Source organism: Caulobacter sp. CCG-8 (genome assembly GCF_037402475.1).
In the GTDB taxonomy this organism is placed as follows: Bacteria; Pseudomonadota; Alphaproteobacteria; order Caulobacterales; family Caulobacteraceae; genus Caulobacter.
The window spans coordinates 1-7,417 of sequence record NZ_JBBEUD010000042.1 but is presented as its reverse complement, the minus strand read 5'-3'; the positions used below and the strand labels follow the sequence as shown (position 1 = coordinate 7,417).

The 7,417-nt window shown below is 70.3% G+C and carries 7 protein-coding genes; 5 read left to right on the top strand and 2 right to left on the bottom strand.

The genetic code is table 11. The annotated features are described in order from the left end of the window. The 3 genes from WAE60_RS24000 to WAE60_RS23990 all read left to right on the top strand — a co-directional run. Positions 1–1,330 (top strand): CpaF family protein (locus WAE60_RS24000; protein ID WP_337689214.1); only part of this gene is annotated, 1,330 nt, incomplete at its 5' end. Between the two features lie 4 nt (positions 1,331–1,334). Beyond that, positions 1,335–2,312 carry a type II secretion system F family protein gene (locus WAE60_RS23995; protein WP_029908902.1) on the top strand — a complete coding sequence of 326 codons (978 nt, stop codon included), beginning with the start codon at positions 1,335–1,337 and terminating at the stop codon, positions 2,310–2,312. A 12-nt stretch (positions 2,313–2,324) separates the two neighbouring features. Beyond that, positions 2,325–3,299, top strand: coding sequence for a type II secretion system F family protein (locus WAE60_RS23990; RefSeq protein ID WP_337689211.1), 975 nt, complete (start codon positions 2,325–2,327; stop codon positions 3,297–3,299). 152 nt (positions 3,300–3,451) lie between these two features. Here WAE60_RS23990 and WAE60_RS23985 read toward each other — a convergent pair whose 3' ends face one another. Next, entirely contained in the window at positions 3,452–4,294 is an 843-nt protein-coding gene (locus tag WAE60_RS23985) for a pilus assembly protein TadD (RefSeq protein WP_029908898.1), read from the bottom strand. A gap of 86 nt (positions 4,295–4,380) precedes the next feature. Here WAE60_RS23985 and WAE60_RS23980 point away from each other — a divergent pair, with 86 nt between their 5' ends. After that, positions 4,381–5,802 (top strand): leucyl aminopeptidase family protein, encoded by a 1,422-nt coding sequence (locus tag WAE60_RS23980; protein ID WP_029908895.1) that lies wholly within the window; start codon positions 4,381–4,383, stop codon positions 5,800–5,802. Then, entirely contained in the window at positions 5,799–6,635 is an 837-nt protein-coding gene (locus WAE60_RS23975; protein WP_337689208.1) for a C40 family peptidase, read from the top strand. Before WAE60_RS23980 ends, WAE60_RS23975 begins: the two co-directional genes overlap by 4 nt. A 35-nt stretch (positions 6,636–6,670) precedes the next feature. Here WAE60_RS23975 and WAE60_RS23970 read toward each other — a convergent pair whose 3' ends face one another. Continuing rightward, positions 6,671–7,186, bottom strand: coding sequence for a thioredoxin family protein (locus WAE60_RS23970; RefSeq protein WP_029908885.1), 516 nt, complete (start codon positions 7,184–7,186; stop codon positions 6,671–6,673). Positions 7,187–7,417: the final 231 nt, after the last annotated feature.

Below are 7,417 nucleotides of genomic sequence, written 5' to 3'. Positions count from 1 at the left end.
GGAGCAGCTGCGCGCCGCCCAGGGCGCGCCGCCGACCGCCAACGTGGTCCGCGAGCAGAGCGACTACTACCACGCCACCAAGACCACGATCTTCAACGCGCTGCTCAACACCATCGACCTGTCCCAGCTGGCCCAGCTGGACCTGAAGGCGGCGGCCGAGGAGATCCGCGACATCGTCGCCGAGCTGGTGGCGATCAAGAACGTCTCGATGTCGGTGTCCGAGCAGGAGCACCTGGTCCAGGACATCATCAACGACGTCCTCGGCTACGGCCCGCTGGAGCCCCTGCTGGCCCGCGACGACATTGCCGACATCATGGTCAACGGCGCGCACCGGGTGTTCATCGAAGTGGGCGGCAAGGTCCAGCTGACCAACGTCCGCTTCCGCGACAATCTCCAGCTGATGAACATCTGCCAGCGGATCGTCAGCCAGGTCGGCCGCCGGGTCGACGAGAGCTCGCCGATCTGCGACGCCCGCCTGCCCGACGGCAGCCGCGTCAACGTCATCGCCCCGCCCCTGGCGCTGGACGGTCCCACCCTGACCATCCGGAAGTTCAAGAAGGACAAGCTGACGATGAAGAACCTGGTCGACTTCGCGTCGATCAGCCCGGAAGGGGCCCGCGTGCTGGGCGTCATCGGCGCCTGCCGCTGCAACATCGTCATCTCGGGCGGCACCGGCTCGGGCAAGACCACCCTGCTCAACACCATGACCGCCTTCATCGACCCGACCGAACGGGTGGTGACCTGCGAGGACGCGGCCGAACTGCAGCTGCAGCAGCCGCACGTGGTGCGCCTGGAAACCCGTCCGCCCAACCTGGAAGGCCAGGGCGCGGTGACCATGCGCGACCTGGTCAAGAACTGCCTGCGGATGCGTCCCGAGCGGATCATCGTCGGCGAAGTCCGCGGCCCCGAGGCGTTCGACCTGCTGCAGGCGATGAACACCGGCCACGACGGCTCGATGGGCACGCTGCACGCCAACAGCCCGCGCGAGGCGATCAGCCGGATCGAGTCGATGATCACCATGGGCGGCTACGGCCTGCCGTCGAAGACCATCAAGGAGATGATCGTCGGCTCGGTCGACGTCATCGTCCAGGCCGCCCGCCTGCGCGACGGCTCGCGCCGGATCACCCACATCACCGAGGTGGTCGGGCTGGAAGGCGACGTGATCGTCACCCAGGACCTGTTCGTCTACGAGATGAACGGCGAGGACGCCGAGGGCCGGGTGCTGGGCAAGCATCGCTCGACCGGCATCGGCCGGCCCCGCTTCTGGGACCGCGCCCGCTACTACGGCCTGGAGCGCGAGCTGGCCGAAGCCCTCGACGCGGCGGAATAGGGCCATGCTGATCATCCTCGCCGGCGTCCTCGGCTTCATCACCATCGCGGGGCTGGGCTTCGTGCTGGCCGGCGGGGGCGGCGGCGCCTCGGCCAAGACCGTCAAGCGCGCCCAGCTGATCGCCGGCGACCGCCAGGCCGTGGCCGCCCGCGCCAAGGCCGCCGCCAACACCCCCGACGCCCGCCGCAAGCAGCTGCTGAAGACCCTGAAGGAACAGGATCAGCAGAAGAAGAAGGCGTCGCTGACCATCGCCGCGCGCCTGCGCGCCGCCGGCCTGGGCGACAACGTCCAGATGTTCTGGATCATCAGCGGCGTGGTCGGCGTGCTGGTCGGGCTGATGCTGCTTCTGCTGCGCCAGATGCCGATCATCGCCCTGGGCGCGGCCTTCGCCGCCGGCTTCGGCCTGCCGCGCTGGGTCATCGGCATGATGGCCAAGGCCCGCACCAAGAAGTTCACCGAGGCCTTCTCGGACGCCATCGACATCATCGTGCGCGGCATCAAGTCGGGCCTGCCCGTCCACGACTGCCTGCGGATGATCGGCACGGAGTGCCCCGAGCCCCTGGCCGGCGAATTCCGTATCCTGACCGAGAACACCGGCATGGGCATGTCGATGGAGCAGGCCCTGGACCGAATGTACGAGCGCATGCCGACCAACGAGCTGCGCTTCTTCACCATCGTCCTGACCATCCAGTCCAAGACCGGCGGCAACCTGGCCGAGGCGCTGGGCAACCTGTCGACCGTGCTGCGGGCCCGCAAGCTGATGGGCGAGAAGATCAAGGCCCTGTCGGCCGAAGCCGTGTCGTCGGCCTTCATTATCGGCTGCCTGCCGCCCGGCGTGGCGACGATGATCTCGATCACCGCCCCGGCCTACATGGCGCCGATGTTCAGCGATCCGCGCGGCCGGATCATGCTGATGATCGCCGCCTTCTGGATGTCCTGCGGCATCTTCGTGATGCGCAAGATGATCAACTTCAAGTTCTAGGGGGAGGCGGCCATGATCGATCTGCTCACCAATCCCCAGACCCTGTTCAGCGCCTTCATCGCGATCGTGGTGTTCGCCACCATCGTCACCCTGGCCGCGCCGATGATGAGCAGCAACGGCCTGGAGGGCCGGCTGAAGTCGGTGGCCAACCGCCGCGAGGAGCTGCGCCGCCGCTCGCGCGAGGCTCTGTCCCAGAAGGGCGGCGGCGGCAGCCTGCGCCACGCCGACGAGGGGATGTACAAGAACGTCGTCGACCGCCTGCAGCTGTCCAAGCTGCTGGAGGACCCCAAGGTCGTCGACAAGCTGGCCCAGGCCGGCTTCCGCGGGCCCAAGCCGGTCTCGACCTTCTACTTCTTCCGCTTCGTGATGCCCTTCGCCTTCTCGATGGTGGTGGCGTTCTACCTCTACGTGGTCAACGACTTCGGCCTGCTGGCCATGCAGAAGATCGCCGCCTGCTTCGTCGCCCTGGCGGCCGGCTACTACGCGCCCAACCTCTACATCTCCAACATCGCCCAGAAGCGCCGCGAGTCGATCGTCCAGGCGTTCCCGGACGCCCTGGACCTGATGCTGATCTGCGTCGAAAGCGGCATGTCGATCGAGGCGGCGATCGCCAAGGTCGGGTCCGAGGTCGGCTCGGCCTCGATGGAGCTGGCCGAGGAGCTGGGCCTGCTGACCGCCGAGCTCAGCTACCTGCCCGAACGCCGCCTGGCCTACGAGGGCCTGGCCCGCCGGACCAACCATCCGGGCATCAAGTCGGTGGCCACGGCCATGATCCAGGCCGAGCGCTACGGCACACCGCTGGGCGCGGCCCTGCGGGTGATGGCCAAGGAAAACCGCGAACTGCGCCTGTCGGCCGCCGAGAAGAAGGCCTCGGCCCTGCCGGCCAAGCTGACCGTGCCGATGATCGTGTTCTTCCTGCCGGTGCTGTTCATCGTGATCATGGGTCCGGCGATCATCAAGATCCAGGACGTGCTGAAACAGCGGTAGGGGGCGGCCGGCATCCGTCCCTCCCCCTTGTGGGGAGGGTGGCCCTGGCGGAGCCAGGGTCGGGCGGGGTTTGACGAGTCAGCAGGGCGAGTCGGCAGGCCCACCCGTCCGCTTCGCGTCCACCCTCCCCACAAGGGGGAGGGAAGGCTGGATCAGCCCCCCGCCTTCACAGCGCTCCACGACCGCGTCGCGCTCTCCTGGCCGATGGCGGCGCGCAGCCAGGCCAGGTTGTTGTCGACCGACTCCGGCGGCAGGTCCTGGCGGGCCAGCTTCTCGGCCTCGTCCATGCGGCCTTGCAGCCCGACCACAAGGGCAAGGTTCTGGCGGACCTGGATGGTGGCGGTGGGCAGGGCGGCGGCCTGGCGCAGGGCGGTCTCGGCGCCCTTGAGGTCGCCGCTCGAGGCCAGGTGCATGGCCAGGTTGCTCAGCGGCACGGCCTCGTTCGGGGCCAGGGCCACGGCCTGGCGGTGGGCCGCCAGGGCCTCGTCGTCGCGCTTGGCCTGCTCGTAGGCCACGCCCAGCAGCGACAGGGGGCGCCAATCGCGCGGCTGCAGGGCGGCGGCCTTGCGGCCCGGCTCGATGGCGTAGAAGCCCTGGCCGCGCGCCACGTTGGCCCGGGCCAGTTCCATCAGGGCGTCGTAGTTGTCGGGCGCGAAGATCAGGATGCCGGCCGCCGCGTCGGCGGCCTCGTCGTAGCGGCCCAGGGCGCGCAGGGCCTGGGACAGGCCCACGCCCGCCTCGACGTCGCGGCCGTCGCGCTCCAGTTCGGTCGACCAGAAGGCCATGCGGGTCAGCGGATCGGCGCGCTGGGCCTCGGCCCGCTCGGCAGGCGTGGCCTTGCGCGGCGCCTGGGGCGCGGCGGCGGCCGCGGGCTGCGGCGCGTCCTTGGCCCGCTTGTCGGCGGCCTGGACCGGGGCCGCGGCGAGGAGGCCAACGACCATGGGGGCGACAACGGGGGCGAGAACGGTTGCGAGGAGCGCGCGCTTGCGACACATGAAGAGGAATCTCCCGACGGTCCCGCATCCTCGCGCGGGGCCCTCAAGGAATCGTTAAGCATAATTTCCACCTTCAGGGCCCGCCCATGTCGGAACCGATCATCGCCTCCTCGTCCCGCTCCCCGGAGGACGGCGCGCCGACGCCCATCCACTGCCTGTACGAGGACCAGCTGGACGCCTTCGTCGAGGCGCGGCCCAGCTTCGTGAAGGGCTTCGTGGCCCTGGAGGACTTCAAGGCCAAGGCCGGCCAGGTGCTGGTCCTGCCGACGCCGCAAGGGGCCGTGGACCGCGTGCTGCTGGGGCTTGGGACGCGGGACAAGGTCGAGCCGATGCTGTTCCGGGCCCTGCCGACCCGGCTGCCGGCCGGCGACTACCGCCTGGCCACCGTCCCCGACGACCTCGACGCCGCCCAGATCGCCCTGGCCTTCGCCCTGGGGGCCTATCGCTTCGACCGCTACCGCACCCGGGGCAAGGACGAGCCGCGACGACTGGTCGCGGACGAGACGCTCGACCTGGACGAGGTCCGCGCCGTCGCCCACGCCTGCGCCCTGGCCCGCGACATGGTCAACACCCCGGCCAACGACATGGGGCCGCTGCAGATCGAGACCATCGCCCGCGAGATCGCCGAGCGCTACGGCGCGACCCTGGACGTGGTGGTCGGCGACGACCTGCTGGAGCGGAACTATCCGGCCGTCCACGCCGTGGGCCGCGCCGCCGTCCCGGCCCGCGCGCCGCGCATGCTGGAGATCACCTGGGGCGATGCAGCCCATCCGCGCGTAGCGCTCGTCGGCAAGGGCGTGGTGTTCGACACCGGCGGGCTCGACATCAAGCCGTCCAGCGGCATGCGGCTGATGAAGAAGGACATGGGCGGCGCCGCCCATGTCCTGGCCCTGGGGCGGATGGTGATGGCGGCGGGCCTGCCCGTGGCCCTGACCGTGCTGGTCCCGGTGGTCGAGAACGCCATCGCCGGCGACGCCATGCGGCCCGGCGACGTGCTGGACACCCGGGCGGGCCTGACCGTCGAGGTCGGCAACACCGACGCCGAGGGGCGGCTGATCCTGGCCGACGCCCTGGCCCGCGCCGCCGAGCTGGAGCCGGTCCTGACGATCGACCTGGCCACCCTGACCGGCGCGGCCCGTGTCGCCCTGGGGCCGCAGGTGATCCCGTTCTACACGCCCGACGACGATCTGGCCCTGGAGATCGAGGAGGGCGCCCGCGTCGCCTCCGACGCCGTTTGGCGCATGCCCCTGTGGGATGGATACCGGGAGGCGGTCGAGAGCGACATCGCCGACCTCAAGAACGATCCCGACGCCTGGGCCCAGGCCGGCTCGATGACCGCCGCCCTGTTCCTGCAGCGCTTCGCCCCGACCACGGGCGCGTGGGCGCACTTCGACATCTTCGCCTGGAACCCCAAGGCGCGGCCGGGCTTCGCGTCCGGCGGCGAGGCCCAGGTGATCAGGGGGCTGTACGGCATGCTGAAATCGCGTTTCCCGAAGGCTGAAGCATGAGCGGCTTCGATCCCCGGGTGACCCTGGCCCGGCCCGACCTGGCCGATCTGGACCTGCAGGGCCTGGTCGCCGCCGAGCGCTACGCGGCCCCGACGGTGCGCCGCGTGGCGGTCCCGACCGCCGCCCTGCGCAAGGCGCCCGACCCGAGGGCCGAGCAGTGGGACCAGTTGCTGTTCGGCGAGCTGTTCCGGGTGCTGGACGTGCAGGACGGCTTCGCCTGGGGCCAGGCGGGGCGCGACGGCTATGTGGGCTTCGTGGCCCAGGCCGACTTGGCGGCCTTGGGCGAACCGGCCACCCACCAGGTGGCGGTTCCGCGCACCTACGCCTTCGGCGAGCCGAACATCAAGGCGCGGCCGGCGGGGCTCTATTCGCTGAACGCCCTGACCACGATCGAGGCGACCGAGGGCCGCTTCGCCAAGGGCGAGGGCACGGGCTGGTTCGTCGCCGCCCACCTGGCGCCGGTGGGCGTGGCCCTGACCGACTACGTGGCGGTGGCCGAGGGCTATCTGGGCGCGCCCTACCAGTGGGGCGGGCGCGAATCGCTGGGCCTGGACTGCTCGGGCCTGGTGCAGCAGGCCCTGGCGGCCTGCGGGCGGGCGATCCCGCGCGACACCGACATGCAGCTGGCCTTCTTCGCGTCCATCGCCGAGGCCGAGCGCCGGCGCGGCGACCTGGTGTTCTGGAAGGGCCACGTGGCGATCCTGCTGGACCCCGACACGATCCTGCACGCCAACGCCCACCACATGGCCGTGGCCGCCGAACCCCTGGCCGAGGCGATCGCCCGCGTCGAGGCGGCGGGCGGCGGCGGCGTGACGGGGTGGCGGCGGCCCTAGCTGGCGACGGAGGGGGCGTCCCTCCGCCGTTCAGATCACTTCGGCCACTGGGCCAGCCAGTCGGCGATCGACTGCGGGGTCATGTGGCGGGCGTCGGTCAGGGCGAAGAAGGCGCCGTCGTTGACCAGCTTGCCGTTGCCGTCGACCACCAGGAAGCTGGGCACGCCCTTCAACTTGTCGACGCCGTAGCGGGCCGGGATCTGCATGTTCTTGTCGTAGCGGCCGACGTTCACCGTCACGACCTCGTAGTGCTTGTCGACCCACTTCTTCAGGTCGGGCTGCTCGATCAGGCCGGCGAAGATCCGGCAGTCGGGGCACCAGTTGCCGCCGAAATCGATCAGGGTCAGCTTGTGGGCCTTCTTGGCGCGCTTCAGGGCGGCGGCGACGTCGGCCTCGGCGTCGGCCTTCTCGTCATAGGGATAGGGCAGGGGTGTGGGCAGGTCGGCCAGCGACTTCAGCGCGACGGTCGGGGCCTTGGCGGCGAAGGCCGAGGCGGGGGCGGCGATCAGCGTCGCGACGAGCGCTACGGCGGCCAGCGGGCGAAGGATCATGGTCGAACGGTTCCGGTGAAGCGGTACGGTTCGATACTCTACTCACGGAATGGGAAAAGGCCGCAAGCCCAGCTTTGCTGCGGACGGCCCCACGCCGTCTGCAAAGGGGCGCGGCGCCCTCAAACCAGGCAATGGCCGAGGCAAAGAAAAAGGCCGCGAAGCGAACTTCGCGGCCTTTGATCTCGGTCCGTCCCGAAAGGATCAGGACTTGGCGGCGGCCGGGGCCGGGGT